General features: G+C 53.1%; 1 protein-coding gene. It reads left to right on the forward strand.

Annotated features, from left to right (window positions below):
- Positions 1–836, forward strand: an 836-nt coding sequence (locus tag J7438_RS26215; RefSeq protein WP_209278966.1) for a hypothetical protein, incomplete at both ends; no start/stop codon positions are given.

The raw sequence follows: 836 nt of genomic DNA on the forward strand, positions 1-836 counted from the left end.
CCCCGAATGGCAAGCGCTCAGGGATTACTGGCACAGTTCCGGTAAAGTGGACCGTTCATTACTGGAGCAGCACCAGAGTGCCTTCACACAGTTTTTCGGACAGTTGGCACAGGTAAATCAGAAGCAATCGACGCCATTGGTCATCGATACTCCGGCCACCAGAGAGTACATAAAAACCTGTTGGCAATTTCTGCAACTCAAGGAACCGGGAAGAGTTGCCATGGTGGTGGAAGGTACTGCCGGGTGGGGTAAGGATGCTCTGTTACTGTTGACCCTGACCACCTGGCAACAGCAAACCGGAAAAGGCTTTCAGCATCTCAATGGGACACCGGACCAGTTTAACCAGTTTGTGGAGGCCTTTAACCGTGCCTGGCGTCTGGGTGAGGTATTAGTGGTCAGTGAGCTCAATATCATTCCTTCCGGGCTATTGGAACAGTTTCTCAATGACCGCCTGCCGCTGCCTCACAAGGCCGGGTTCAAATTGATTGGTACCGTAAATCCGCCCACCTATCCCGGACGGACGGCATTCCCGCCGTCATTGACCAGTCGATTTACCGGCGTTCATATCCACCATGATACCCGGGATGACTACCGGCTCAGGCTGCAAGCCATGGGGGTATCTGAGGATCTGAGTCGGTGGCTGACCGATTGCGCCAGTGCCCTCAATGATCATTTCCGACAGCAACGCATTCCCCTTGAACTGACGCTGCCGCAACTGCTCCGGGCGGCTGATCGATTGGGCAAAATCGCCATGGACCAGTGGACTAAACATCTATTACTGGAGTGGTGGCCCTATCTGAAGGACTGTAAATACAACTTTAAGTGGCCTTATATTC

Origin of the sequence: Thalassotalea sp. G20_0 (assembly GCF_017744175.1) — a bacterium.
GTDB lineage: Bacteria > Pseudomonadota > Gammaproteobacteria > Pseudomonadales > Endozoicomonadaceae > Endozoicomonas.